The sequence below is a fragment of the Salinisphaera dokdonensis CL-ES53 genome, assembly GCF_040361215.1.
Classification (GTDB): Bacteria; Pseudomonadota; Gammaproteobacteria; order Nevskiales; family Salinisphaeraceae; genus Salinisphaera; species Salinisphaera dokdonensis.
This window is the reverse complement of record NZ_APND01000001.1, coordinates 495,248-518,797: the sequence shown is the minus strand read 5'-3', so window position 1 is coordinate 518,797 and position 23,550 is coordinate 495,248. Positions and strand designations below refer to the sequence as shown.

Below are 23,550 nucleotides of genomic sequence, written 5' to 3'. Positions count from 1 at the left end.
TCCGGCGCCGCGGCAGAAACGCGCGTTACACCGTCAGCGTTACGCGCCAGTCCGGATTCGGCAACGGCTTTTGCGCACCGTCAGAGGGGTTGATGCAGCCAGGCTGCGACGCAAGGCACGAGCGGCGTTGCCGGTTCAGCGCCGGCGCGGTTTCGCGGGCGGTTTTCTGGTCGTGCCGGGGTGTTTCTTTGCCGCACTCTGGCGCGCGGTCTGAGTTGCGAGTTGACCCGCGGCACCGGCGATCTCGTCGCGCAGCTTCTGATAGTTGGCAAAACGTCCGGGCTCGAGCGTGCCCGCGTCGATGGCGGCGCGTACCGCACAGCCCGGTTCGCTGGCGTGTCGGCAATCGCGGAAACGGCACTCTGTAGCGAGCGCTTCGACGTCGGCAAAACCGTCTTCGGCCAGATCCTCTTCGCCGGTCGGCTTCAGCTCGCGCATGCCGGGCGTGTCGATCAGGCAGGCTCCGGACGCCAGCGGTATCAGAGCGCGGTGCGTCGTTGTGTGACGCCCGCGTGCGTCGGTCGCGCGCACGGCGCCGGTCTTCATGCGTTGTTCGCCGAGCAGCGTATTGGTCAGCGTGGACTTGCCTACGCCGGAGCTGCCGACCAGCACGGCGGTCGTGCCAGGGCCGAGCCAGGCCCGCAGTTGCGCGACGCTGGCGGCATCGGTGGCGTTGACGTTACAGACGGCGACGTCCTGTGCCTCCAGCTCGGCTACGGCGGCGCGAGTATCGTCCACTCCGCTCGGATCGCGTTCGGCGGCGATATCTGTTTTTGTCAGCACGACCACCGGGCGCGCGCCGCCGCGCACCAGCAGCAGGTAGCGCTCGATCCGGCGTGGATTGAAGTCGCCGTCGAGGCTACAGACGATGAACACGATATCGATATTCGCGGCGATGAGTTGCTGGCCGTAGTGCTTGCCGGCGCTGCTGCGCTTGATCGTCGTGCGCCGTGGCAGCAGGGCAGCGGCCTGTGCGTTGCCATCGGGGCCGCCGGTAACCAGAAGCCAGTCGCCAACGGCCGGGCGCTGGTCCGAGGGCAGCCGGGGGCGTTGCCAGTCGGGCAGGGACTCGACGGCGTAACTCGTTTCGATGTTCTCGGCCACGATATAGCCGCTGCGGTGCTGTTCGACCACGCGCGCGGGCCGCGCCGCGGCGTGGGCCGCCATCAATTCGGCCCAGTTGCTGTCCGCCGGCGCGCCTTCGTGAGGCCAACCGATGGCGCGCAGCGCGGGATAGTCGGGCGTCAAATCTGGGTCGCAACTTTGTTCATCCGCGAATTCTAACGATTGGTGCCGCCGACGTGTTGGTACGTACGTTGGCGTTCTTCGTTAACTGCCCGTGTTTGCGAAGCGCCCGCGGTCTGGTCATGCAACACTGGCGAATCCGAATCGCCCACCGGAAAAGCGTATGAGTCTGGAACAGCGTGTAGCCGACGGCATGGCGCGCGTGCCGCAGCTTGCCGATCTTACCGTCGACAAGGCGGGCGCGCAGCTGCGCCCGCTCTACGACGATATCGAGCAGACGCTGCGGGTGCCGTTCGTCAATTTCATATTTCGCATGCTCGCGAATTTTCCAGCCTATTTCGAGCCGGCCTGGCGCGGACTTGCGCCCAATCTGCGCACGCTGGAATTCGAACAGGCGGCCGACCGGCTGCGTGCTGCTGCGGTGCCGGATATCACGGTCAAGTCGATCGCGAACGACAAGCTGGCGCCGGACGACCGGCAGGCCGTGCTCGATTTCACCGATTCGATTCACTATGTGCTGCCCAAGCTGCTGCTGGTCGCGACGTGTCTGGATCTGCAGCTGGGCGGCGCGCGCCCTGGGCGTGCGACAGCGCTTTCGCCGCGCACGGTCGACGGCGTTGCCGAGGGCACGCGCGTGCTGAGCTTTGTCGACCCGGCGCAGGTAGACGATGCCGTGCGCCGCATCTTCGATGATATTCGCGATACGCATCAGCATCCGGGGGTCGCCAGCTATTACCGTGGCCTCGCCCATTTTCCGGATTTTCTAAATACGGCCTGGGCCGGCGTACGAACTCATGTGACAGCGCCGGCCTACACCGCGCGCAAACAGTCGGTGATCGAACTCGGTGAGACGCTCGCCAAGACGTTTCTGCCGGCCGACGCCGTCACGCTGGATGCGCGCGTGCGCAACGATATCCGCGCCGTCCTGGCGGTGTTCCGTTACCGGATCATCCCCGACCTGCTACTGGATGTGACCGTGATCAAGACGATGGTGGACGGCCCCGCCGCAGCGCGTCGGTCAAGGTTCAGCCTGGTCTAGCCGGCGGTTTGCAGATCGGTGAGTCCGGTCAGTGTTTCGATGGTGAAATCCGGACGGAAATCGAGCGTGTCCATCTGCATGCGCAATAGCCGGAACATCGTGCCCGGGCCGACAACCGATGCTGCACGTACTTCATCCCGCATCATCTGCGGCGGTACGCGTTCGATCCAGGCAACTTTGAAGCCGAAGCCCTTCGCGCCGCATACATCGAACGGATTGCAGGAAACAAAGACCACGTCATCCGTGGTTGCACCGATCGTGTCGCCGACCAGTTCGTAGGCGCTGTGGCTGGGTTTGAAGCGTCTGTTCGGGTCGATGCTGATTACGGCGTCGAGCGCGTGCTTCAAGCCCGTATTGGCGACCAGACGATCAAGCATTTCCTGGCTGCCGTTGGACAGGATAGCCAACGTATGACCTTGTGCCCGGAGTGCTTCGAGTGCGCCTAGTGCATCGGGGTAAGGGCTCAGGTGCAGATAGCGATCGAGAATATGGTCGAAGGTCGCCGGCTCGCAGGACAAGCCCAGGCTGTCGAGCGTATAGACAAGGGACTCGCGGGTGACTTCCCAGAAATTCACATAACGATCCATCAGCGTGCGCAACCAGGTGTATTCGAGCTGCTTCAGGCGCCAGACCTGGGTGATCGTTTCACCGTGGCCGGGGAAGGCCTGCTCTGTCGCTTCGGCGACCGAATTGACGTCATAGAGCGTGCCGTAGGCATCGAAGACAAACGTGCTCATGCTGTTTTCCTGGTGTGGAGTGACAAAAAAGGGTGCTCTTGGCGCCTCGCCGGCCTGCGGCTAGAAGAGTGAAAGCGATAGAAAGCTGACGCAGAACAGCCCGGCGAGAGCGACACAGCCCCAGACGCGCTGCCACGATTGAAAGTCGCTGGCCGCGTGCAACGTGTTGACGAGCAGTCGAAGAAAAACGCCTGCGCAGACCAATGCGAGCAACGCAGCGGGCAGACGCTGCGCCAGCACGCTGTTCTGGTCGGTTGCGATCAGGGTGGCCGGCAGTGCCAGCCATAACGGCGGTGTTGCTGCCGAAACCGCGAGCAGTGCGGCACGGAATCGAATGCGCGCGCCCACGGCCCGCGCCATCGTCCAAGTCACCGCGCCGACACCGACCCAGACGCCGCAGACCGTCAACGTGCCGCCGACAGACACCAGCAGAAGGGCCTGTGCGAGAGACACGTCGGCAGCCTGGATCACGTCAGCGTGCCGCCAGGCATTGGCCAGACTCCAGACCAGGGCAAGACCCAGAATGCCCGCGCCGGCGATATATCTGGGTAGGGCCAGCGAACGAATTACCATGGCGCCAAGCCCCAGACGAGTACCGGTACCCATAGCGCGCACAGGATCCAAAGCCAGGTCGATCCGGCATAGCGCAGACCGGAGATCTGTCGCCAGCCGTGCATGCCTTCGACGAGTTCATGGGCTCGTGCGATCACGTCGCGATATCCGGGCCCGGCGATCTTTTCATAGCCGATCGAGACAGCGACGGTCAGGATGAAGCCAAGCGGCACAGTGATAAGTGCCGCTGCAAAGCCGAGCTTCGCGCTGATGCCGGCACCGACCGCCACGCCTGAAAACACATAGGGCGAGACCACGATATAGACCAGCCCCGCGCCGATGCTGCCAGTAAAGGCGCCGACCTGATTGATGCGTGTCGACCAGGCCCCGAGCACGAGCATCGGCGTGATGGCGCTCGCGCACAGCCCAAATGCCCAGAAGATCGAGACTATGAGAAACGCGGGGGGATTCAGGGAGATGAGCAGTGAAACGATGCCGGTGCCGGCCAGCCCGATATAGCCCCAGCGAAGCCGCTTGCGGTCGTCCAGCTGCGGCTTGAGCATGCCCAGGATATCGTGCGCGATAATCGTGGCCACGCCGATCATGAGCCCGGCGATAGTCGAGACACCGGCCGCCAGAACGCCGGCGATCACGAATGCACTCACCCATTCCGGGTTATAGGCCAGATTGAGCAGCAGGGTGGTCTTGTCGGCGGCGTCCGGCGGCAGTTCCTGGCCGAGCGTCGCGAAGTGGTAGACGCCCGCGAAGCCCATCGCGTAGGTGGCCGAGAATGCCAGGCCGACCCATAGACAGAACCAGGGCACGACGCGCCGTGCGGCCTTGAGGCTTGCCGAGGTCAGCACGCGTTGTGCGAGCTGCGGCAGGCCGAGCACGCCGAGCGTCAGGGCCACGAACAGGGCAAGGTAGAAACGCGGGTCGTATTTCAGGCTGAAGAAGTCGGGGAACTCGGCCAGCATGACGTCGGTCATGTTGCCGTAGCCCAGTGGCGGGAACGCGTAGGCGGTCGCACCCAGTGCCTTGAGAATGGCCGCGAGCGGCACCAGTAGCGCCAGCAACATGACCACCATCTGGATAGCGTCGTTGTAGGTCGCCCCCTTCATACCGCCGATCGTGATATAGCCCGTGATCACGAGCGCCGAGATGATCAGTGAGGGCATGTAGGGCAGGCCGAGCAGCACCTCGAATACCTTGGCGACACCCACGAACTGGCCAATCATGTACATGAGCATGATCAGAAGCATCCATACGGCCGCCAGGTAAGCTGCCGGCTGGCCGTAGCGCACGCGCACGAACGATACCGATGTGAACATGCCCAGCCGCCAGAGCATGGCGCCGTAAAACAGCACCAGCAGCGGCACGCTCAGGATCAATTGGATCCACATGTAGACGAAAGGCATGTGCAATTGCTGAATCAGGCCGACCACACCCAGAAAAGTGGCCACGCTCATCCATGTGGCCGCAGCTGCGAGGGAGTTCATAACCGGCCCGATCGAGCGCCCCGCGACATAGAGATCAGCGGTGTTTTCGGTGCTTGAGCGCGAGTAGAACGCGACGGCGTAATACAGGAAAAACACGGCAACGGTCACGCCGATGCCGAGCCAGAGATTATCGAGTTGCCAGACGATTTCGTTCATTGCGCGCGCCCGGTGGAGGAATCCTGGGTGTCACGTTCCGCATAACCAGTCGTCGCGGGTCGGCCGCAGCGGTTGTCGGCGGTGGCCGCATCGTTTTCCCGCTCGATTTCCTCCTCGAGACGATCGGCGCATATGTTCCAGGCGATCGATACCGCCAGCACTCCGAACCAACCGAGGAATATCGCGATGAAGTAGTGCACGGGGTAACCGAACATCCGCACCGAGTCATCGATGCCCAGCAGAATCGCCCAGGGCGCGGTATGCGCCATGAGCAGGTAGGCGACGAAAAACCCTACGGTCATCACCGCTTCTTTTTTGTATGCACCCATACAGCTCCCCCTCTTATCGTTTTGTTCAGTGCGCTGGCCTGGATCGCACTGTGTTGGTGAACCGTCAAAGCAACGATCGCGCCATTAAATAAAAACTATAAAAAACAGAGCGATGAGTCTCCATCGCTCATATTCTAGTTTGTGTTTGATGCAGAAATGACGATGCTTGATGCAGTATTGACTCAAACGAGGCGCGGCCTCGCTAGTCGCTGGCGAGTCCGTATTCGCCTCAAGGCTCCGGTATACACCGGCGGCCGCGTTGGAGTACTCGATGCAGGATCAATACAGCGCGGCAACGCTGCTGGAGCAACTTCCCTTCGCGGTACTCGCTGCCGAAGCCGGGGGAAGCCTCTATGCCAACGCCGCGGCACGCGACATCGTCCAGTTCCTGCCGGAACATCTGGCGGCACTCGCCGAAAGCCACCCGTTGCTTTCAGATGTTCTGGCCGGGTCGGCGCCGCCGGCCGAGGCGATTTCGATCGGCCCGTGTCGATGCTTGCTGTATAGCTGGTCGATCCACGATGAGCAAAGAGCGGTCGTGCTCGTGCCCGTGTCCCTGCTGGACCGGATCGCGCCGTCGTTTTCGCAACTCGATCAGCTATGCAACGACTTCCAGGAGATCTTTCGCAACTCCTTCGACGGCATTTTCATCGTCGATGGCGACGGTCGGACGCTGATGGTCAACGAAGGCTGTGAGCGCAACTACGACCTCAAGGCCGAGAACATGGTCGGCCGTCACGTTTCCGAGTTCGAGGAGCAGGGGTTGATCAAACCGGTCATCGGCGCGCGCATCATCGCCGAGCGCCAGCGCGTGACTGCCGTGCAACACACGCACGCCGGCAAGACGATCATGGTCACCGGTATCCCGCTGCTGGACGCGGAAGGGCATGTGCGCAAGGTGATCATCAACTCACGCGACACGACCGAGCTGTTGGAACTGCAGGAGGAGTTGGCGCGTGCTCGGGATCATGTGCGGCGTATGGAATCCGAAGCCTACGAGTTGCGACTGGAGAATCTAAAACTGGGTGGCGTCGTGCTCGACAGCGCCGAGATGAAGCGTATTGCAGCGCTATCCGCACGAGTCGCGAAGGTGGACACGACGATTCTGATCACCGGTGAATCCGGGGTGGGCAAGGAAGTGATTGCGCGCTTCGTGCACCGGGAAAGTCATCGCGTGTCGGGGCCTTTCATCAAGATCAATTGCGGAGCGATTCCGCGAGAGCTGCTCGAGTCCGAGCTGTTCGGCTACGAAAGTGGCGCATTCACCGGCGCGTTGCGTCAGGGCAAGGTCGGCCTGGTCGAGACTGCCAGCGGTGGCACGCTGTTCCTGGATGAGGTTGGCGAGTTGCCGCTCGATCTGCAGGTCAAGATTCTTCAGGTGCTGCAGGACCGCAGTTTCTCGCGGGTCGGCGGCACGCGCAGTATAGAAGTGGACCTGCGGATCATCGCCGCCACTAATGTCGATCTCGAAGCCATGGTCGAAGAGCGGCTGTTTCGCAGTGATCTTTACTATCGGCTCAACGTGGTTCGAATCGCGATTCCGCCGCTCAAGTCGCGTCGCGAGGATGTGCTGCCGTTGATCCGGCAATATCTTGACGAGTTCAACAGCCGCTACGGATTCGAAAAACGCATATCCGAATCGGCGCTGGGTCATCTGCTGGAATACAACTGGCCCGGTAACGTGCGCGAACTGCGCAACATCATCGAGCGTCTGGTCGTGACCACTGCAGACGTGCTTATCGAGACCGACGATTTGCCATCGCAGATCCTGCCCGCACCGGATAGATCGGAAGAGGAGGGCCTCGACTATCGTCAGCGTGTCGCCCGTTTTGAATCCCGCCTGATCGAGCGTGCGCTAAAGAAATATGGCACCACGCGTTCGGTGGCCGCGCGGTTGAACATCAGCCAGTCAACCGTGGTTCGAAAACTCAACGGCCAGGGGCCGACGCGCTGAACACGATCCGCCCGATGCGCGAAGCGTGGAGAACCGATACCCGGCATATAGCCGGGCATCGGTCAGGCCGCGGACGCTCAGTTGACTGCGGTCTTGCCGAGCGACTCCTCTACGCGCGCCATCTCGGCCTCGCTGAGCATGCCGTCGTTGTTGGCGTCGACGGCGCGGAAAATACGGTCATGCGCCTGCATGAATTCGTCGCGTGAGCACATGCCGTCGCCGTCCTTGTCCAGCATCGGCATCAGCTCGTCGTGATTGCTCATCATCTGTTCGGCGAATAGCGAATTGTAGTCCTCGACGGCTTCCGCCTGCGCCAGGACGATATAAGCGTTGGTATCGGTGAGCGCGGCCTGATCGTCGGCGAGCGCGGCGCCCGAGAATGCGAGGCCGCCGAGCAGAGCGGCGGTGATCAGCGTGGTCTTGTTCTTCATGGTCGTCTCCTGGTGTGGGTTGTTTGAACATCAGCGAAGCCAAGAGGTCGCCGAGGTGTCGAGAACTGCCTGGGGGCGTGTTGCTAAAGGGAATGCTGATGGCCGGGTCAGGGGGAGATCGGTCATCCGCTCAGCGCGCCGTGGACCAAGTGCATCACGGGGTCCGGCCAATGGATTTCCGAGTCTCTTGGTTAGTAGACCGGGACAACACGGTTTTCATTACCGACGATCGGCCAATGGGTTTGCTTCGGCCTCGTTGATCAACCGCGCAGGCTCATGGAGGCCCGCACGTTGGCCGCGAAGCGGCGAAGCATCTCGCGATCCGGGCAGAACACGCCGATCACGCCGCCGTCGAATGGAATGAGCATGCCGGGCATGCCGTTGGCTTCGACGTCGTGGGTGGTGGCCAGCCAGGTGTCTGGCACCATGAAAACGCTGGCACGCTCATCGCCGTGCACGATCTCGAATTCCGCTGCGCGCCGGCCGAGCATCGGCCGTTCACGAGCGGATACGATCGTGCCCATGTTCTCGGCTTCAAGAAACGCTTCGAGCCGGCCTTCGAGCCGAGCGAGGCGCGGATCGGTGACCGACTGAGCTGCAGCGGGCGTTGTCTGCATTCCACGCGCCAGCTGTGTACTGGTGCGGTACTCCCAGCCGCCCAGCGTCAGGCTCACGGCCACTACGCCTATCGCAGCCGCTGCCGCGAACCAGCGGGCCGGCCGGCGCCGCCGCATGCTCGCCGCAAAGCGAACACGGTCGTGCAGGTTCTCGGGTACCGGCACGCGCATGGCCGCGGCCAGCTGATGCTCGAAACCGCTCTGCTCACGCGCCAGCCGTGCGCAGCCCGGGCATTCAGCCAAGTGGGCCGCGATCTCGGCATCGCGCACCTGTGGTGTGGTCAATAACTGGCGACGGCAATCCATACAGTTCATCGCACACGCTCCAGGCGCGTACCGGCGCTGTTGTCGATCTGTTGCATCAGTTTCTTGCGGGCTCTGAACAGGCGTTGGGTGACGACATTCTCGGAAAGCTCCATCGCGATTGCGATCTCGCGCACGCTGCAGCCCAGGATGACCTGCAAGGCCAGCGGTTCGCGGTACTCGGGCTGGAGGGCGCGGATACGTTCGCGCAGCCACTGTTGCTCGGTGTGTGCTTCCAGGTCGTCGGGATTCGGGTCGGCAAGGGCCATCAGGTCGTTGTCGGCGTAGTCGAAGCGCTTGCGCTCGTAGAGACGGGCGTGTTCGCGCCGCAGCGTAGTGATCAGCCAGGCCTTTACCGCACTCGTGTCGTGGAGCGAATCCATGAATCGCCAGGCGCGGATGAGTGTTTCCTGGACCAGATCCTCGGCCGTATGGCGATCGCCGCTGAGCCAGCAGGCATAGCGGAACAGATCGTCGGTCAACGCCCCGATCAGCGCATCGAAGCGTCTTTGCTTTGCGCCCATCATCGGCGTTCCCGGGGTATGCGAGCGTTCATGGAAGAGTAGACCGGCGAGGGCCGGAATTCCTTACCGCGATCACGAAAATAACCACTCGGGATGTGAACGTTCGCCCGCGTCGTCGGAAAAGAGAACTTGTCGAAATGCCGAAACCCCGGTTCTAATGTCTGACGAAGGCAGGGGGCTGTAAGAGTTGCCGCGCCGGATCGCGAACTAGGGGAGAGGGATATGGACCGGATTCGATGGATCGCCTGGGCGGCGCTGCTGGTGATCAGCCTGGCGCTGGTCGGCTGCAAGGATGAGGCAGACGTGGTGCTCGACGACGGGAGCAGTAGCGCGGGTACGCCGTCGCTGGAAGCAGGCGAGCCCGACGATACCGACGAAGAGGCGCCGCCGCTGCCCGACGAATCCGAGGGCGACGACTCCGATCCGCCCCTATTGCCGGAACCGGACGGCCAGGGTGAGCCGGGACCGGGCGAGGACGAGCAGCGCGCCGGCATCAGTTACGACGTCACGCTTACCGGTTTCGACGGCGAAACCATCGCGTTTACCGTGCACGAGCCTGAAACGCTGGTCGGCGGGGAAGCTTACCCTCTACTGCTGTTCGGCCACGGCTTCGGCGCCCAGCGTATTCCGGCGCTGGGTCGAGACACGCCGCTGTCCAACCAGCCGGGGATCAGCATCGTCGGCCCGCCGCAGGCTTACCTGCAGGCCGGCTACGGCGAGATATCCATCGACCAGCGCGGTTTCGGCCAGTCCACTGGCAGCGTGCGGGTGCTCGATCCGGAGATCGAGGGCCGCTATCTGGTCCAGATCGTCGACTGGGCCGAAGCCAATCTCGACTGGCTTGCCTACCGCGACGACAACCTCGTGCTGGGCGCGCGGGGCGGCTCCTACGGTGGCGGTTATCAGCTGCTGCTGAATAACGTCGATCCGCGCAAGCGCCTCGACGCGATCATTCCGCAGATCACCTGGTACGACCTCAACTACAGCCTCAACGTCGGCAACGTGCCCAAGTCAGGCTACGCGACGGCGCTGACCGGCTTGTCGGGCACCGGCGGCTCATTTCTGGACGAGCAGTTCGTCAATGCACTGACTCAAGGTCTGGCGACCGGCACGATCGGTGATTCGGCACAGCAGGAATTCACCTACCACAGCAATCGTTATTTCTGCGAGAACATCGATCAGCCCGGACGCACGGTGGCGTCCGATTCGCCGCCGCCGGTCGATGCGTTGTTCCTGCAGGGCTCGTTCGACGTGTTGTTCAACATGAACGAAGCGCTGGCGAACTATCAGTGCATGGAAGATGCCGGCGGCGACGTGCGCCTGTATACCTATCCGGTCGGGCATGTGCTGCCCAGCGGCGGCTCGATCCTGCTCACGCCGCCCGATATTCGCAATGCCGGCCTGTTCCAGTGTGGATCGCTCGACGAGTTCACGCTGTCGATGAACTGGTTCGATGCCAAGCTCAAGCGCGATCCACAGGCGATCGCGTATGTCGAGAATCTGCCCGAGCATTGCCTGGTCACGGATGGCACGGGACGCGGTGTAGTCGTCGACGAGGTCACCGTCGGCGGCACGGCCACGCCGGCATTCGACATGACAGTCGCCCAGGGGGCGCTCGCGCTGCCCACGGGTGTACCGGTCACGCTCTATACCGCAGAGGAACAGGGCGAGGTCGTCGCCGGTATTCCGACCGCCACGATCACGATCGAGCCGCCGCCGGTCATTGGCGACCCCGATGGCGACGCCATTATTTTCGTGGCGCTGGCCCGCGGCCGCGCGGGTCAGCCGGGTAATCTGGAGATCATCGACGATCAGGTGCGCCCGGTACGTGGCCTCGGCGAACACGAGATCGAATTGCACGGTATCGCGGAGCGATTGAATGCCGGTGACGAGATACAGCTCATCGTCTCCGGTACCGCATTGCCGCAGTATCCGCTCCAGTTCAATCGCAACCTGCAGAACACCACGGTGCGCGTGTCGGGCGTTGTGAATCTGCCTCTGCTTGGCGTGTTGCCCGAAGCCCCCTGACGCGCCGTCCGCGTGCCGCCGGGTTGCAACGAAAGGAGTGGCAGGCTTTCATGGCCGTAGCGCAATACAGCAATAAAACGCGCTAGCGACCTCGGTATCTCCGGGCGTGCCGTGCGTTAGGAGAGGATGAATGGACACGGGGGTAACGCGTGGCGTGCCAACGCCGTCGGGCTATACCGTGCCCGTCACCTGGTTTGCCGGCCGCGATGGCGCGCCGGTGATTGTCGTGATGGCCGCACTCGGCCTTGCCGGGCGTTTCTATACGGGACTCTGCGAGCGACTGGCGCACGAAGGCTTCAATGTATCGCTTGTCGAGCAGCGCGGCCACGGCGAAAGCGAATTGCGGCCTTCGCGCCAAAGCGACTGGGGGTTCGCCGAGGTGCTACGCAATGATTTGCCGGCTGTAATGTCTTGGGCGCGCTCGGAAGGCGCGCCGCTCTATCTCATGGGCCACAGCCTGGGCGGCCACTATGCGGCAATGGCTACCGGACTCTATCCGCAGCGTGTCGACGGTCTCATTCTGGTCGCGACCGGCAGCCCATGGCGCGGGGCGTTTCATGGCGCGATGCGTCGGAAGCTGTACTTTCTGATTGCCGCGATACCGGTCTGCCATCTGTGCCTGGGCTATTACCCGGGACGGCGTATTGGTTTCGGTGGCGATGAAGCGCGTTCGGTGATGGACGACTGGCGGGTGCTGGCCTGCCAAAATCGTTATCGCGCCTCTGGCCTCGACGAGAATCTGGACGCCCGGATCGCTGGCTACTCGTCACGCGTGCTTGCTATTCGTCTGGCTGACGATTCATTCGCGCCGGCATCATCCGTCGAAGCAGTCACGCAGAAATTCGTCAGCGCGCGCCTGACCGAGAAAACACTGGATGCGGCTACCCTCGGTGAACGCGCCGATCACTTTCGTTGGGCACGCAGCCCGGTCGCCGTCACCCGGGTCATTCGCGACTGGTCCGGTGCCTTTGTCTGAACGGCGGGCGCGTACGCCCGCCGATGTTCACCACATCAAATCGTCGGGGACCTGGAATGCGGCGTAGGGATCGTCCGGATCCGGCGTATCGTCCTCGGGCGCGGCGAGCCAGACGCGGTTAGGGATAAGCGGCTGCAGGCGCTCGGCGATGGCCGACGTGACCAGGGCCGCCTTGCCGCGATGGCGCACGATCGCCATGCGCCCGGCCGCGAGATTGCGCCGCTGGGCATCGCTGACCATGAGTCGTTTGATCTTGCCCTTGTCGGTGTAGTTGTAGGCCACGGCGTTGTCGCCGTCGCCCTCGGGCTTGATCTGATTCTGTTCGACAATCTGCGCAGCCTTCTGCTGCTTTTCCTGCGCCTCGCGCTGCGCCTTGCGCTGCTCGTTGAGCCGCCGGTCGTAGTCGCGCTTGCCGGCATCCTTGGCTGCGATCTCGCGCGCCAATGCGTCCTGTTCGCCGGTTGTCTTCGGATCACGGCGGGCGGCCTGGGCCTGGCGTGTCTTCTCGCGGCGGGCCTTCTTGGCCTGTTTGGGCTTCGCAATGCCGGACTGGAGCAACTGCTCCTGTAGTGATTTCGCCATCGGTGGTCTCGTTCGGTGGCTGCGGTCGATGGCGCTATTCTATCGAAGCGTCGGGCGAGGGCGGAATCCGGCGTGCTTCCGGCGGACGTAGATTCAATGGCGGATCATCGATTCGCGGAAAACCGAGACGGATTACGCTCGCCAACAGAGGCTTCCTCCATGAAAAGAACAACCATGAAAATGACCGCTGCACTGCTGCTTGGCCTGCTTTTCGTCACGGCCAATCCTTCCCTTGCCAAGCCCGCTGGCGAGACCGCGCTCGAAACGGATGAAGGCCCGGTAACGCTGTACCCGATCAAGCACGCCAGTTTCGTGCTCGAGTGGAAAGGTCAGACGATCTATGTGGACCCCACCGGTGGCGCGCAATCCTATGCCGGCCTGGAGACCGCCGACGTGATACTGCTCACCCATTCGCACGGCGATCACCTCGATCGCGACACGCTCGCCGGCCTCGACACTCGCAGCACCATCGTGGTGATGCCGCAATCGGTAGCCGACGAGATCGGTGAGGAATACGGCCAGACGCAAACCGTGATGGCCAATGGCGAGACCGTGCATACCGACGCTGGCCTCGGCATCCACGCCTTGCCCATGTACAACCTGCCGCAAGGTCCGGAGTCACGTCATCCCAAGGGTTGGGGCAATGGTTATGTGCTCACCCTGGGTGACAAACGGGTTTATATCTCCGGCGACACCGAAGGCATCGACGAGATGCGCGCCCTCGAGAACATCGATGTGGCCTTCGTATGCATGAACCTTCCGTACACCATGGGCGTGGAACAGGCAGCCGACGCGGTCGTGGATTTCGCGCCTGCGGTTGTTTATCCGTACCACTATCGTGGCCAAGACACGGACAAGTTCCGCGATCTGGTCGCCGCAGCGGACGTCGCAACCGAAGTGCGACTACGCGACTGGTACGCGCAGTAAGCGTTCGCGCGGCTGCGTGAAGCGCAAACATCCGATAGTGCTGCGGTAGGCGCCGATCAGGCGTTGGCGACCTGGTCGCGGCCTTCGCGCTTGGCGGTGTACATGGCGAGGTCTGCACGCGCGACGAGCGAGCGTAGCTCCTCGCCTTTCTGATACTCAGCCGCGCCGACGCTGATGGTGCAATCGATCGCGTCTTCGCCGGGACGGATCGTGTGGCGTGCCACGTCCGCGCGAATGGTGTCGGCCACCAGCACGGCGTTCGCCAGCGTGCAGTCGCCCAGCAGGATCAGGAATTCGTCGCCGCCCCAGCGGCAGACCGTGTCGTTGTCCCGCAGATGCGATCGGACGATATCGGTAAGCGTATGCAGCACCAGATCGCCGGCCGCGTGGCCGTGCTGGTCGTTGATCTGCTTGAAGCGGTCGATATCGATGGCCAGCAGCGACAGCGGCACATCATTGCGTAACGCATTCTTGAGCGCCTGGTTGAAAATGGCCTCGAAAACGCGGCGGGTGGTGCAGCCGGTGAGCGCATCGGTGCCGGCCATCTGCTCGAGCCCCGCCTGGTAGTTGCGTACCGAGAACCAGCCGATGACGCCGACCACGGCGGCTATCGCGAGGGCGACCGCGATATTGATCAGCAGCGCGCCCAGCACACGGGCCTCGGCCGAGGATTGAGCCTGCTGGACGATCAGGTACCAGTCGAACTCCGGGATCAGCCGGCTGTTCACATAGACCTGTCGACCGTTATGGCCTTCATAGCTGACCGATGCGCTCGGGTTGGTCAGAATGGTGGTCGCGATCCCTTGCATGCCGTGCCGTTCGCGAAGCGTTTCGGGCCCTTCGAAGCCTGGGCCGCGCAGGGTGACGTGGCCTTCCCGGTCGGTGAGGTAGATTTCGCGCCCGTAGCGGTTCTGGTAGCTCGCGATCAGGCGGGCCACGGCATTAACCGACAGGCCAATGCCGGTCACGCCGATGAAGCGATCCTGATAATCGGTGACGCGATAGTTGACGAAAATGGTCAGCCGGCTGGGATCGGCGGTGTCGGTATCGACATTGATTTCGTAGGGCGCGTTCATGTTTCGGGCGCGAAAATACCAGGCGTCCTGATCATCGTCGGCCGCGACCTGCTTGAGCACGCCGTCGGCATGATAGTAATTGCGGGTCTGGTCGGAGACGTAGAAGGCCGTGGTGGTCTCGTGTTTGCGCTGGATTTCCTTGAGATAGCGCACGATCTGGGCCGGGTCGGCTTCGCCGGCCAGCGTCCAGTCACGTAGCAGGGTGTCGTGCGCCATCAGTGAGGAAATGAGAACCGAGCGCAGAAGATCCTGTTCGATCTCGGAATAGATGTTGTCGCTGGTCAGCGGCAGGGTTTCCCGGGCGATGCGGTTACTGACGGAGTCCTGGGCCAGGAAATAGCTGATCACGCTGGTCGCGATGAAGCCAAGCACGAGCACGCCGGCGAGCGCGATCGCCGAAAAGAGTTTCTTTTGAGCCAGCATGGATTGGTTGTTTCCGAAATCGGTCGGATGGCCGCAGGCCACCGGAATGCACCGGTTGCCGTATCGCCCCACAAGTCCCTGACTGGAGCTTAATCGCTTGGTCACGCCTTGGGTAGCGTGCGCGGATTACCCCGGCTGGCCGGGTTGGCTATACCCTTGTCTTCAACATACCGATCGGCCGATATCCTGCGATGATCACTTTTCCACTGTCCCGTCCAGGCCGACGCCTGCTGGCCACTGCGGCGCTGCTTTCTACGCTCATTTTGGCCGGCTGTTCCGACACGCCGAACACGGACGATCTGCAACCGTTACTGCAACAGCAGCTGCGAGAGAGCGTGGCGAACTACGAGTCCACGATGCGAGCGCTCGGTGGCGAGCAGGGCGTCGAATTCATGCGAGCACTCGGCGCACCCGAGGCGGAACAAATTACGGTCGAGAACGTCGAGATATTCGACACGCGCGAACTCGACAATGGCGACTACGAACTCCAGATCCGCTACGACGTCGTCGCCGGCGACAGTCGCGAGATCGAGACGTCGACGGTGCGTATGGACAAGGCCGACAGCGGCTGGCGGCTGCTGCCGAACTGAGGCGACTCTTCGGCCAGCCGTGCGTTATTCGTCGTCGCTGTCCTTGGGCGGCGTGTCCTTGAGATCTGTTTTCGTACGGCCGTAGAACAGGATCGACGAGCGGTCGTAGTGTGAGTAGCCGTACAGCGGCATGCCGCCGCTCTGCAGCGTGCCGGTCTCGGCGTCGTAGAAGGTGAGCAGGACTTTGGCGATGCCGGTGCGCTTCTTGCTTTTCCAGAGTGCGACTTCCGGCGTGGAAGCCGTGCCGGCCAGCGGGATCGGTACATCGGCACTCGGGATGCCGAACAGTTTTTCGGTGCGATCGATCGATAGCGCGCCGTTGCTGATATCGAGGATGGTGTCGGCGTCGCCGATCTCGCGCGCCAGCCCGTAGCCCTGGCGCAGCAGCGCGGCCTTGATCGCACTGATCACGTACTGGCTGCGGTATTCACCTTCCGAGCCGAAGTTCGTGGTGTCCACATAGATACGCGTGCCGGCCGGCAGATTCGGCGCGATCTGGGCGCCGACATCATCGGCGGCATTGGTCAGTAGCATCTGGTGCCGCGCAGTCTGGCCGGGCTCGGTCTCGCGAATGGTGGTGCAGCCGGCGGCGACCAGCAGCACGGGCAGGAGCAGCGGTAGAAATCTATACATCGATCGGTCGGTGATGAGGGATGGTAATCACGCTAACAGACCCGCCAGCTCGTTGCCTCCGGCTTTCGTCGTACTGCCGCTGGGCGGATAGGGCCGCTCGGGCTGGCGTGAAGCCTGCTCGCTGGCGCGTATGGGAAGCGCGCGAAAAACGCGGGAATTCGTGTTTTTAAGCGCCCGGTGGGCAGCGGGCCAAGGACGCCGCCAGGCCCCGCGACAGGGTGGCTCCGCCGTGATCCGCGTCGCAGGTAATGGATGAGCAGATGCGGCTATGCAGATGAGAACATGATAATAGTTGATACCAGACACATCGGCGTTTCGCGTGATTCGCCGGCATGGAGGATTCGATGACGAATACGCAGATCGTTCCCGCACGTGGCGCCTGGATCGCAGGACTCGCCCTGGCGTTCGGCGTGATGGGCTGCGCCAGCGAAGAGGCCGACAGCGCGGTCGCCTGGGAAACGATGGAGGTCACGGCCACCTCGTTCACCCTCGCCGAGGAGGAGACCAAGCGCGGCAACGTAGGGCTGACGGCCTTCGGCGATCAGCTCGAGCCGGGCGACAAGGCGCTCGCCGTCTCGCGCGATCTTATCCGCATGGGTCTGACCCATGGCACGAAGGTACGCGTGGAAGGCTTGCCGGGCACCTATACCGTGCAGGACAAGATGAACAAGCGCTGGCGCAACAAGATCGACATCCTGTTCAAGAAGCGCTCACGGGCCTTGGAGTGGGGCCGCCAGAAGATCGAGATCGAGTACCAGGTAGCCGACGCCTCATGACTTGAGGCGGTAGCCCGTCTTGAATATCCACGCCACGATGACGAGGCAACTCGCCAGAAACACGCTGATCATCAGCAGGCTGATGCCCACGTTGACGTCGGCCACGCCGTAGAAGCTCCAGCGAAAACCCGACACCAGATAGACCACCGGGTTGAGCAGGGTGATTTTCTGCCAGATGTCCGGGAGCATATCGATCGAATAGAACGTGCCGCCCAGAAAGGTCAGCGGCGTGACGATCAACAGCGGCACGATCTGCAGCTTCTCGAAATTATCCGCCCAGATGCCGATGATGAAGCCGAACAGGCTGAAGGTGATCGCGGTCAGGGCCAGGAACAGCAGCATCATGAACGGATGAGCGATGCTGATATCCACGAAGAAGAACGACGTGCCCAGAATGATCAGGCCCAGCACGGCGGACTTGGTCGCGGCGGCGCCCACATAGCTGATCACGATCTCGACATAGGAGATCGGCGCCGAGAGCAGCTCGTAGACGGTGCCGATGAACTTGGGGAAATAGATCGCGAACGACGCGTTGGAAATGCTCTGGGTCATCAGCGACAGCATGATCAGGCCGGGCACGATGAATGCGCCGTAGCTCACGCCCTGGACCTCGTCGATGCGCGAACCGATAGCAGAACCGAAGACCACGAAATACAGCGAGGTGGAGATCACCGGCGATACCACGCTCTGGAACAGCGTGCGCCAGGTACGGGCCATTTCGAACTTGTAGATGGCCGCGATGGCGTGGAAATTCATGCGTTGTCCTTGGCTGTGGCCTGCGCGCCAGACGTCGATTCGGGTGTCGGTGTCTTCACCAGATCCACAAAAATCTCTTCCAGCGAACTCTGTTTCGTATCCACGTCGCGCAGTCGGATGCCCGCGCTGTCCAGGTCGCGGAACAGCGAATTGATACCGGTGCGCTTGTCGTTCGCGTTGTAGGTATAGAGCAGCGCGTTGCCGTTATCGACCAGGTCGAGTTCGTGGCGCGCCAGTGTGTCGGGCACGCGCTCGATCGTGTCCTCCAGCTGCAGGGTGAGGCGTTTCTCGCCGAGCTTGGACATCAGCTCGTTCTTGTCTTCGACCAGGATGATCTCGCCGGCGTTGATGACGCCGATGCGGTCGGCCATCTGTTCGGCTTCCTCGAGATAATGGGTGGTGAGGATGATCGTTACGCCGTGTTCGCGCAGCGATCGAACGACCTCCCACATGCTGCGGCGCAGTTCCACATCCACGCCGGCCGTGGGTTCATCCAGGAACAGGATCTTCGGCTCGTGCGAGAGCGCCTTGGCGATCATCACGCGCCGTTTCATGCCACCCGAGAGCGTCATGAGCATGTCGTTGCGCTTGTCCCAGAGCGACAGGTCCTTGAGCACTTTTTCGATATGCGCCGGGTTCTTGGGCTTGCCGAATAGCCCCCGCGAAAAGCTTACCGTCGCCCAGACGGTCTCGAACGCATCGGTGGTCAGCTCCTGGGGTACCAGGCCGATCCGTTCGCGGGCGCCGCGATAGTCGCTGATGATGTCGTGGCCGTCGACGCGTACTTCGCCGTCGCTGGGATTGACGATCCCGCAGATTACGCTGATCAGTGTGGTCTTGCCCGCGCCGTTGGGGCCGAGCAGGGCAAAGATGTCGCCGTCGGCGATATCCAGGTCCACATTCTTCAGGGCATGAAAGCCGGACTCATAGCGCTTGTTGAGTCCCCGGATCGAGATAATCGGCTGCACCGCGTCATCCTTGTCACTGAGTTCGCAGGCCCGCCTTCAAGGCAGAGCGCGCCCGGCCGAAGGGGCCGAAAGGGCGTTAGGTTACGGCGGTACGAGACAAAGCGAAACGTGGGATGCAGACCGGCGTGCGACGCCTGCTGTCTCGAGCCACGGCGGTAGGCGTTTGCCGCGCGTCGCGCTCGTGTACGCTCAGCGCTCGACAACAAGAGGAGAGGCCGATGATCGGCTATGTGACGATTGGCGTGAGCGACATGACCCGCGCAAAAAGCTTTTACGAATCCCTGCTCGCGGATCTCAATGCCCGCGTGCTGCTGGATATGGGTCGTATCTGTTTCATCGGCGAGAAGATGAGCAAGCCGATGCTTGCCGTCTGCATTCCCTACGACGAGCAACCGAATCACCCGGGCAACGGCAACATGTTGGCGCTGCATCCGGGATCGAAGGAAGCGGTAGACAGCTTCTATAAAAAGGCTATCGATCTCGGCGCGACCTGCGACGGCGAGCCCGGCCAGCGCATTCCCGACCAGTTCTACGGCGCCTACATCCGCGACCCGGACGGCAACAAGATCGCCTTCTTCCATTTCGGTTGATCTGCGTCGGTCGCCGTTCTGCGCGATGGCAGGGCGGCGACTTGTCGGCGCGGCCTGGCGTAGACGTCCAATCGACACGGCCTGCGGGACGGACACGTTCGAACCGGGTGTGCCGCGCGATCGGACGGTCGTCTTTTACTCCGGGATGACGGGCTTTCCCGACCCTTGAACGCCGCTTACTCGAACAGTATTTCTGCGGATAGGCCTGTAGTGCGGGCGGGCGCATACTGAACGATCAGTCCCGCCAAGGGTCTGACTGATAGCGGCTCTCTGCCGCCGTATGCGCCAAGCCGTCCTGCCTGGACGAACCGGTTGGTGTATCCGAGAACCATCCCGTCGAACGTTGCAGGACCCACGTCGACATCACACGGAGTAAATCCATGGTTGATGAGCATCGCAAGAAAGGCACCGCCGAGCGCGTCAAGGGCGCAGTTAAGGAAGGTATCGGCAAGGTCACCGGTGACGAAGAGAAGGAAGCCGAGGGCAAGGCCCAGCGCAAGAAGGGCGAAGTCCAGGACAAGTACGGCGAAGCCAAGGACAAGGTGCGCGACAAGCTGTAATCGGCTTGCGTTGAACGCACGACAAACAAGCGCGTCGGGTTCGTCCCGGCGCGCTTTTTTTTGCCCGACGATTGCTGCGGGCCGTGGAGGATAGCGGTGGTACTACGGCTCGGTGGACTCGGCCTGTTCTGCCGCCTCGGCCGGCAACAGTGTGCTCTCGGTCCAGCTCACCATCAGAATCTTGCGGCGATTGAGATGCGAGAACCCGTAGACCGGGCCGATCGTATCCTGCAACTCGCCCGTCTGCGCGTCGTAGAAGCTCAGGCCCAGCTTGGCCACGCCGGTGCGATCGATGGTGCGGAACAGATCCAGACCCGGGGTCTCCAGCGGCCCGGCCAGCGGAACCGGCACGGTGACGCTGGGGATACCGAACCACAGCTGGCTTGCCTTGTTGATCGACAGCGCACCGGAACGAATGGCCACGATCGTATCCGCCTCGCTACGCGACGGCACCAAATGGTAGCCGCGTTCGAGCAACCGGTCGTTGATGGCACTAATCGCGTAATGGCGATCCGATTCGGTCTTGAAGTCGGCTTCGTCGACGAACACGTTGCTGTCGCTGGCGACGGTCGGGTCGATCTGGTCCGTGGCTTCGTCCACGGCCTTGGAGAGCAGCAGCTCCTCGTTCGCCGTGCGTGGCGGCTGAGTCTCGCGCGTGGAGGCACAGCCGGCGAGGGCGGCGGCCAAGAGCAGGGTCGTGATCAGCGTGGGCCAGCGCATGGGCTCCTTCAGCAAGAATCGAGGTTCTTCGCTGTGACAGAAGGCGTCGCCGAAAGTTTTATGCGGCCGTACCGTCCGGCGCGGCGCCAGTGATCCTGCGTTTGGTTTCGATCAAGGGATGGGGTCCAATCAGGAGCCGCTTTCGAATTCCCTGCGGCGTTGGTCGATCTTGTCGCTCAACGGTCGCGAATCGCTCTTGAAACGCTCGCGGCGCTCCGTCACGGCGCCGCTGGAGCCGCTCGTTCCGTTACTGATCGAGCCGGTGTTGCCCGTCGCGGGCGCGCTTTTCAGCCGGGCGGGCGCGGATTCGCGCTGCTGAGTCGGCGGCGTGATCGCACGGCCGCTGCTCGAGGAATCCGGCTGAATGGCGCGCTGGCCGGATGCAGCGCCGTTGATGGCGTCTGCCGCAAACACCGGCATCGCGAAAAGACCGGCGATACATACGAACAGAACAGGTCGCAGGGTCATGAAACTACTCCGAACGCGCGCGCTCTGGTTCGGCGCGCGCTGTGGATAATCGATCATTCGATTATCAGACGCCGAGCCGGGCCGCTTGTAAAGCGTTGTGGCCCGCCCCGATCAAGTCTTTAGGGGGGATCGTTGCATGACCGCTACGCCCCAGATCGCCAAACCGCCGAGCGCCAGCGCACAACCGACCAGCCCGGTGGACGACAGACCATAGCCCGCGGCGAGCGCCAGGCCAGCCAGCCATGGCCCGAGGGCGTTCGCGGCATTGAACGCGACATGGTTGAGGGCCGCGGCGAAATTCTGGGCGTCACCGGCCACATCCATCAGCCGTGTTTGCAGTACCGGGCCGAGCGCACCGCCAATGCCAATACAGAACACATCGATACTGATGCCCACTGCGCTGTGCGCGACCAACGGGAACAGGGCCAGCGATACCGCGCTCCAGACCAGTAGCCCGCCCGCGGTGGGCATCAGGGCGCGATCGGCCAATCGCGGCAGCACGATGTTGCCGAGCGTCATGCCAGCGCCGAACACCGCAAGTACGAGCGGCATCCATGCCGCGGTCATGCCCGTGACATGCTCGAGCGTGGAGGTGAGATAGGTATAGACCGCGAACAGGCCGCCAAAGCCGACCGCGCCAATCGCTAGCGTCAGCCACACCGAAGTGCGGGCCAGGGCGCTCAGCTCGCGCAGCGGGCTGGCCGTAGACGAAGCCTTGTCGCGCGGTGCAAAAAGCGCGATGAGCGTGGCTGCCAGAAGGGCGAGTGCGGTGATCACCCAATAGCCCGACCGCCAGCCGGCAAGATTGCCCAGCCAGGTCGCCAGCGGTACGCCCACCACCGTGGCCACGGTCAGCCCGAGCATCACGTAGCCGACTGCCTGCGTGCGCTTGCCGGGGTCGACCACCGACGCCGCAACCAGCGAGGCCAGTCCGAAGTAGGCCCCGTGCGGTACGCCGCTGAGAAAACGGAACAGCATCAGCCAGCCGTAGCTCGGCGCGAGCGCGCTCAAGGCGTTACCCAGTGCGAAGACGGCCATCAGCACGATCAGCAACGGTTTGCGCGCCACGCGCGCGGCCAGCACTGTGATGATCGGCGCGCCGAAGACCACGCCCAGCGCGTAGGCACTGATGATATGACCGGCCGTGGACGGGTCCAGGTCGAATCCCCGCTGGATGAAGGGCAGCAGGCTCATGGTGGCGAATTCGGTCGTGCCGATCGCAAAACCGCCGGTGGCGAGCGCGATCAGAACGGGCAGGGCACGAGTCGGGCTCGACATGGGGCTCCGGGGAGTGACACAGAACGGAGGTAGATCGTTTCTGTATGCAGCAATTTCAAGGCCAGTCGAACGATCGATTCATATCACGCGCCGTGCACATGCCGATGCGCCGGCATGGCGCGATGATGACCTGCGCGCTGTAGGTCTGCCGCGTCAGGCGGCTAGGGCTGCGCGTGCCGGGTGAGCAGCTCGGCCGGCAGGCGGTCGGCGCCGCGCACACGGGCGAGCAGCCATGGGTCCAGGGTGTCGCCCTCGCAGAGCACCGAGCAGTCACCCGTGGTCTCGAACACCACGGCGATCACCTGGCGCCGATCGGTGACGCCGGCCATGCGCAGCTTCGAGCGCAGGTCGTCTTCGGTGACGCGCGCGGCCCGCAGGTTGTCCTCGAGGATTTCTTCGCCGGCCATCAGCAGCAGCGGCTCGTTGTCGACCAGACGCTGAATACGCGGGCTGAAGTGCCGCGCACGCGAAACCGCGTATTGCAGTCCGTAGAGCACGACGAGCCCGAAGGCCGCACTCGCCAGCGGCGGGTTCCTGGACAGCAGTGTGGACGCGATGATCGAGCCGAAGGCCACGGTGGTGGCGAAATCGAAGCTCGACATCTTCGAAAAGCTGCGCAGCCCGGCCAGCCGGGTCAGCGCGAGCAGCACGATATAGATGCCTATGCCAGAGACGAGGACCATCGCGAGGGTCGTGCCGGTAGTCGTGATCCATTGCCAGTTCATGCGGGGTCGGTCCTGTAGAGCGGTTGTGGGGCGGCTGTGTCCGCTATGGGCGTATGGACGAAAGTCGCGTAGGGCACGCGGCCCGGTA

The 23,550-nt window shown here is 62.8% G+C and carries 26 protein-coding genes; 9 read left to right on the top strand and 17 right to left on the bottom strand.

Annotated features, from left to right (window positions below; translation table 11 throughout):
- Positions 1-135 precede the first annotated feature (135 nt).
- Positions 136-1,248: a ribosome small subunit-dependent GTPase A gene (gene rsgA, locus SADO_RS02370; RefSeq protein WP_353108891.1), complete on the bottom strand. Its 1,113-nt coding sequence runs from the start codon at positions 1,246-1,248 to the stop codon at positions 136-138.
- A 160-nt stretch (positions 1,249-1,408) separates the two neighbouring features.
- Here rsgA and SADO_RS02365 point away from each other — a divergent pair, with 160 nt between their 5' ends.
- Positions 1,409-2,284 carry a halocarboxylic acid dehydrogenase DehI family protein gene (locus tag SADO_RS02365; protein ID WP_353108890.1) on the top strand — a complete coding sequence of 292 codons (876 nt, stop codon included), beginning with the start codon at positions 1,409-1,411 and terminating at the stop codon, positions 2,282-2,284.
- Here SADO_RS02365 and SADO_RS02360 read toward each other — a convergent pair.
- The 4 genes from SADO_RS02360 to SADO_RS02345 are packed head-to-tail and all read right to left on the bottom strand — an operon-like array spanning position 2,281 to position 5,557.
- Entirely contained in the window at positions 2,281-3,021 is a 741-nt protein-coding gene (locus tag SADO_RS02360; RefSeq protein WP_353108888.1) for a haloacid dehalogenase type II, read from the bottom strand. The two genes, SADO_RS02365 and SADO_RS02360, sit on opposite strands and share 4 nt — an antisense overlap.
- 60 nt (positions 3,022-3,081) lie before the next feature.
- Positions 3,082-3,594 carry a hypothetical protein gene (locus tag SADO_RS02355; RefSeq protein WP_353108886.1) on the bottom strand — a complete coding sequence of 171 codons (513 nt, stop codon included), beginning with the start codon at positions 3,592-3,594 and terminating at the stop codon, positions 3,082-3,084.
- The gene (locus SADO_RS02350) at positions 3,588-5,228 is read right to left on the bottom strand and encodes a sodium:solute symporter family transporter (protein ID WP_353108884.1); all 1,641 of its coding nucleotides are present in this window, start codon (positions 5,226-5,228) and stop codon (positions 3,588-3,590) included. Before SADO_RS02350 ends, SADO_RS02355 begins: the two co-directional genes overlap by 7 nt.
- Positions 5,225-5,557 carry a hypothetical protein gene (locus SADO_RS02345; protein WP_353108882.1) on the bottom strand — a complete coding sequence of 111 codons (333 nt, stop codon included), beginning with the start codon at positions 5,555-5,557 and terminating at the stop codon, positions 5,225-5,227. Before SADO_RS02345 ends, SADO_RS02350 begins: the two co-directional genes overlap by 4 nt.
- Positions 5,558-5,828: 271 nt before the next feature.
- Here SADO_RS02345 and SADO_RS02340 point away from each other — a divergent pair, with 271 nt between their 5' ends.
- A complete protein-coding gene (locus SADO_RS02340; protein ID WP_353108881.1) occupies positions 5,829-7,511 on the top strand; it encodes a sigma-54 interaction domain-containing protein in 1,683 nt (560 codons plus the stop codon).
- A gap of 77 nt (positions 7,512-7,588) precedes the next feature.
- Here the strand turns inward: SADO_RS02340 and SADO_RS02335 are convergent, their stop codons facing one another.
- The 3 genes from SADO_RS02335 to SADO_RS02325 all read right to left on the bottom strand — a co-directional run bounded on the left by SADO_RS02335 (position 7,589) and on the right by SADO_RS02325 (position 9,386).
- Positions 7,589-7,942, bottom strand: coding sequence for a hypothetical protein (locus tag SADO_RS02335; RefSeq protein ID WP_353108880.1), 354 nt, complete (start codon positions 7,940-7,942; stop codon positions 7,589-7,591).
- A gap of 260 nt (positions 7,943-8,202) precedes the next feature.
- Positions 8,203-8,874 (bottom strand): DUF3379 family protein, encoded by a 672-nt coding sequence (locus SADO_RS02330; protein WP_353108879.1) that lies wholly within the window; start codon positions 8,872-8,874, stop codon positions 8,203-8,205.
- A complete protein-coding gene (locus SADO_RS02325; protein ID WP_353110064.1) occupies positions 8,871-9,386 on the bottom strand; it encodes a sigma-70 family RNA polymerase sigma factor in 516 nt (171 codons plus the stop codon). Before SADO_RS02325 ends, SADO_RS02330 begins: the two co-directional genes overlap by 4 nt.
- A gap of 222 nt (positions 9,387-9,608) precedes the next feature.
- Here SADO_RS02325 and SADO_RS02320 point away from each other — a divergent pair, with 222 nt between their 5' ends.
- Both SADO_RS02320 and SADO_RS02315 read left to right on the top strand, forming a co-directional pair.
- Positions 9,609-11,414, top strand: a complete 1,806-nt coding sequence (locus SADO_RS02320; protein ID WP_353108878.1) for a CocE/NonD family hydrolase — start codon at positions 9,609-9,611, stop codon at positions 11,412-11,414.
- Between the two features lie 130 nt (positions 11,415-11,544).
- Positions 11,545-12,390 carry an alpha/beta hydrolase family protein gene (locus SADO_RS02315; protein WP_353108877.1) on the top strand — a complete coding sequence of 282 codons (846 nt, stop codon included), beginning with the start codon at positions 11,545-11,547 and terminating at the stop codon, positions 12,388-12,390.
- Between the two features lie 27 nt (positions 12,391-12,417).
- On the opposite strand, the gene SADO_RS02310 is transcribed toward SADO_RS02315, so the two are convergent.
- Positions 12,418-12,972, bottom strand: a complete 555-nt coding sequence (locus SADO_RS02310) for a DUF2058 domain-containing protein (protein ID WP_353108875.1) — start codon at positions 12,970-12,972, stop codon at positions 12,418-12,420.
- A gap of 174 nt (positions 12,973-13,146) precedes the next feature.
- On the opposite strand from SADO_RS02310, the gene SADO_RS02305 reads away from it, so the two are divergent.
- Complete coding sequence (locus SADO_RS02305) at positions 13,147-13,899, top strand: MBL fold metallo-hydrolase (RefSeq protein ID WP_353108873.1); 753 nt, start codon at positions 13,147-13,149, stop codon at positions 13,897-13,899.
- A 56-nt stretch (positions 13,900-13,955) separates the two neighbouring features.
- Here SADO_RS02305 and SADO_RS02300 read toward each other — a convergent pair whose 3' ends face one another.
- A complete protein-coding gene (locus SADO_RS02300; protein ID WP_353108872.1) occupies positions 13,956-15,398 on the bottom strand; it encodes a sensor domain-containing diguanylate cyclase in 1,443 nt (480 codons plus the stop codon).
- A 191-nt stretch (positions 15,399-15,589) separates the two neighbouring features.
- Between SADO_RS02300 and SADO_RS02295 the strand changes: the two genes are divergently transcribed.
- The gene (locus SADO_RS02295) at positions 15,590-15,988 is read left to right on the top strand and encodes a hypothetical protein (protein ID WP_353108870.1); all 399 of its coding nucleotides are present in this window, start codon (positions 15,590-15,592) and stop codon (positions 15,986-15,988) included.
- Between the two features lie 24 nt (positions 15,989-16,012).
- Here the strand turns inward: SADO_RS02295 and SADO_RS02290 are convergent, their stop codons facing one another.
- The gene (locus tag SADO_RS02290; protein WP_353108868.1) at positions 16,013-16,621 is read right to left on the bottom strand and encodes a DUF6655 family protein; all 609 of its coding nucleotides are present in this window, start codon (positions 16,619-16,621) and stop codon (positions 16,013-16,015) included.
- A gap of 344 nt (positions 16,622-16,965) precedes the next feature.
- On the opposite strand from SADO_RS02290, the gene SADO_RS02285 reads away from it, so the two are divergent.
- Positions 16,966-17,397: a 3D domain-containing protein gene (locus tag SADO_RS02285; protein WP_353108866.1), complete on the top strand. Its 432-nt coding sequence runs from the start codon at positions 16,966-16,968 to the stop codon at positions 17,395-17,397.
- Here the strand turns inward: SADO_RS02285 and SADO_RS02280 are convergent.
- Together SADO_RS02280 and SADO_RS02275 are read right to left on the bottom strand one after the other, a co-directional pair.
- On the bottom strand, positions 17,392-18,153 hold the full coding sequence (locus SADO_RS02280) for an ABC transporter permease (RefSeq protein WP_353108864.1): 762 nt from the start codon (positions 18,151-18,153) through the stop codon (positions 17,392-17,394). The two genes, SADO_RS02285 and SADO_RS02280, sit on opposite strands and share 6 nt — an antisense overlap.
- A complete protein-coding gene (locus SADO_RS02275; RefSeq protein WP_353108862.1) occupies positions 18,150-19,121 on the bottom strand; it encodes an ABC transporter ATP-binding protein in 972 nt (323 codons plus the stop codon). Before SADO_RS02275 ends, SADO_RS02280 begins: the two co-directional genes overlap by 4 nt.
- 218 nt (positions 19,122-19,339) lie before the next feature.
- On the opposite strand from SADO_RS02275, the gene SADO_RS02270 reads away from it, so the two are divergent.
- Positions 19,340-19,711, top strand: coding sequence for a VOC family protein (locus SADO_RS02270; RefSeq protein WP_353108860.1), 372 nt, complete (start codon positions 19,340-19,342; stop codon positions 19,709-19,711).
- 380 nt (positions 19,712-20,091) lie between these two features.
- Positions 20,092-20,271 (top strand): CsbD family protein, encoded by a 180-nt coding sequence (locus SADO_RS02265; RefSeq protein WP_353108858.1) that lies wholly within the window; start codon positions 20,092-20,094, stop codon positions 20,269-20,271.
- Between the two features lie 102 nt (positions 20,272-20,373).
- On the opposite strand, the gene SADO_RS02260 is transcribed toward SADO_RS02265, so the two are convergent.
- The 4 genes from SADO_RS02260 to SADO_RS02245 form a co-directional block, all read right to left on the bottom strand.
- Positions 20,374-20,991 (bottom strand): DUF6655 family protein, encoded by a 618-nt coding sequence (locus tag SADO_RS02260; RefSeq protein ID WP_353108856.1) that lies wholly within the window; start codon positions 20,989-20,991, stop codon positions 20,374-20,376.
- Between the two features lie 129 nt (positions 20,992-21,120).
- Positions 21,121-21,459: a hypothetical protein gene (locus SADO_RS02255; protein ID WP_353108855.1), complete on the bottom strand. Its 339-nt coding sequence runs from the start codon at positions 21,457-21,459 to the stop codon at positions 21,121-21,123.
- Between the two features lie 111 nt (positions 21,460-21,570).
- Positions 21,571-22,737 carry an MFS transporter gene (locus SADO_RS02250; protein WP_353108853.1) on the bottom strand — a complete coding sequence of 389 codons (1,167 nt, stop codon included), beginning with the start codon at positions 22,735-22,737 and terminating at the stop codon, positions 21,571-21,573.
- 161 nt (positions 22,738-22,898) lie between these two features.
- Entirely contained in the window at positions 22,899-23,462 is a 564-nt protein-coding gene (locus tag SADO_RS02245; RefSeq protein WP_353108851.1) for a DUF421 domain-containing protein, read from the bottom strand.
- Between the last annotated feature and the right edge of the window lie 88 nt (positions 23,463-23,550).

Bases quoted from the DNA above. Each gene is read 5' to 3' on its own strand.
- SADO_RS02365 (WP_353108890.1), top strand. From the start codon at position 1,409: ATGAGTCTGGAACAGCGTGTAGCCGACGGCATGGCGCGCGTGCCGCAG.
- SADO_RS02245 (WP_353108851.1), bottom strand. From the start codon at position 23,462: ATGAACTGGCAATGGATCACGACTACCGGCACGACCCTCGCGATGGTC.
- SADO_RS02345 (WP_353108882.1), bottom strand. From the start codon at position 5,557: ATGGGTGCATACAAAAAAGAAGCGGTGATGACCGTAGGGTTTTTCGTC.
- SADO_RS02305 (WP_353108873.1), top strand. From the start codon at position 13,147: ATGAAAATGACCGCTGCACTGCTGCTTGGCCTGCTTTTCGTCACGGCC.
- SADO_RS02330 (WP_353108879.1), bottom strand. From the start codon at position 8,874: ATGAACTGTATGGATTGCCGTCGCCAGTTATTGACCACACCACAGGTG.
- SADO_RS02250 (WP_353108853.1), bottom strand. From the start codon at position 22,737: ATGTCGAGCCCGACTCGTGCCCTGCCCGTTCTGATCGCGCTCGCCACC.
- SADO_RS02270 (WP_353108860.1), top strand. From the start codon at position 19,340: ATGATCGGCTATGTGACGATTGGCGTGAGCGACATGACCCGCGCAAAA.
- SADO_RS02315 (WP_353108877.1), top strand. From the start codon at position 11,545: ATGGACACGGGGGTAACGCGTGGCGTGCCAACGCCGTCGGGCTATACC.
- SADO_RS02260 (WP_353108856.1), bottom strand. From the start codon at position 20,991: ATGCGCTGGCCCACGCTGATCACGACCCTGCTCTTGGCCGCCGCCCTC.
- SADO_RS02310 (WP_353108875.1), bottom strand. From the start codon at position 12,972: ATGGCGAAATCACTACAGGAGCAGTTGCTCCAGTCCGGCATTGCGAAG.
- SADO_RS02355 (WP_353108886.1), bottom strand. From the start codon at position 3,594: ATGGTAATTCGTTCGCTGGCCCTACCCAGATATATCGCCGGCGCGGGC.
- SADO_RS02290 (WP_353108868.1), bottom strand. From the start codon at position 16,621: ATGTATAGATTTCTACCGCTGCTCCTGCCCGTGCTGCTGGTCGCCGCC.
- SADO_RS02340 (WP_353108881.1), top strand. From the start codon at position 5,829: ATGCAGGATCAATACAGCGCGGCAACGCTGCTGGAGCAACTTCCCTTC.
- SADO_RS02360 (WP_353108888.1), bottom strand. From the start codon at position 3,021: ATGAGCACGTTTGTCTTCGATGCCTACGGCACGCTCTATGACGTCAAT.
- SADO_RS02325 (WP_353110064.1), bottom strand. From the start codon at position 9,386: ATGGGCGCAAAGCAAAGACGCTTCGATGCGCTGATCGGGGCGTTGACC.
- SADO_RS02295 (WP_353108870.1), top strand. From the start codon at position 15,590: ATGATCACTTTTCCACTGTCCCGTCCAGGCCGACGCCTGCTGGCCACT.
- SADO_RS02280 (WP_353108864.1), bottom strand. From the start codon at position 18,153: ATGAATTTCCACGCCATCGCGGCCATCTACAAGTTCGAAATGGCCCGT.
- SADO_RS02255 (WP_353108855.1), bottom strand. From the start codon at position 21,459: ATGACCCTGCGACCTGTTCTGTTCGTATGTATCGCCGGTCTTTTCGCG.
- SADO_RS02320 (WP_353108878.1), top strand. From the start codon at position 9,609: ATGGACCGGATTCGATGGATCGCCTGGGCGGCGCTGCTGGTGATCAGC.
- SADO_RS02285 (WP_353108866.1), top strand. From the start codon at position 16,966: ATGACGAATACGCAGATCGTTCCCGCACGTGGCGCCTGGATCGCAGGA.
- SADO_RS02265 (WP_353108858.1), top strand. From the start codon at position 20,092: ATGGTTGATGAGCATCGCAAGAAAGGCACCGCCGAGCGCGTCAAGGGC.
- SADO_RS02335 (WP_353108880.1), bottom strand. From the start codon at position 7,942: ATGAAGAACAAGACCACGCTGATCACCGCCGCTCTGCTCGGCGGCCTC.
- SADO_RS02300 (WP_353108872.1), bottom strand. From the start codon at position 15,398: ATGCTGGCTCAAAAGAAACTCTTTTCGGCGATCGCGCTCGCCGGCGTG.
- SADO_RS02350 (WP_353108884.1), bottom strand. From the start codon at position 5,228: ATGAACGAAATCGTCTGGCAACTCGATAATCTCTGGCTCGGCATCGGC.